This window comes from Streptococcus mitis (assembly GCF_003942995.1).
Taxonomy (GTDB): Bacteria; Bacillota; Bacilli; order Lactobacillales; family Streptococcaceae; genus Streptococcus; species Streptococcus mitis_CV.
On the sequence record NZ_RJOH01000047.1, the window covers coordinates 1 to 753 of the forward strand.

1 protein-coding gene is annotated in these 753 nt (G+C 43.5%); it reads left to right on the forward strand.

The annotated features are described in order from the left end of the window. Positions 1 to 110: 110 nt before the first annotated feature. A partial coding sequence (locus D8836_RS11090; RefSeq protein WP_474104105.1) for a putative Ig domain-containing protein occupies positions 111 to 753 on the forward strand: 643 nt, incomplete at its 3' end.

Here is a 753-nt window from a genome sequence, read left to right on the forward strand (position 1 = left end):
TAACGAAAAACGAGCCAATCACTGCAATTCCAGTTACAGTAACGGATAACCAAGGAGGCCGAGGCTTACGTGAAGAAAATCCAGTTCAAGTCACAGGTTTACCAGACGGATTGACTTATGCGAACGGAGAAATCACAGGAACACCAACNGCNNCTAAAGGGAATTACAATGTAACGATTACAGCCTATGATAAAGATGGCAACCCAACTACTGAAACCATCACAATCAAAGTGCAAGAACAAACTGACAAATACAATCCAACAGGAGAAGAATTGACAGTAGACCAAAATCACGTACTTACAGATGCAGAAATCACTGCTAAAGTAAAAGATTTCGGTCCAGGAACACTAACAGTAGAAAGCAANCCATCCACAGCAACAGTAGGAGATGCTGGAAACGCGGTTGTGAAAGTGACGTATCCAGACGGATCAAGTGACACAGTCAACGTACCAGTAAAAGTACGAGATGTCACAGGACCAAGCATCACAGCTAACGGCGCAACCGTAACGAAAAACGAGCCAATCACTGCAATTCCAGTTACAGTAACGGATAACCAAGGAGGCCGAGGCTTACGTGAAGAAAATCCAGTTCAAGTCACAGGTTTACCAGACGGATTGACTTATGCGAACGGAGAAATCACAGGAACACCAACAGCCCCTAAAGGGAATTACAATGTAACGATTACAGCCTATGATAAAGATGGCAACCCAACTACTGAAACCATCACAATCAAAGTGCAAGAACAAACTGACA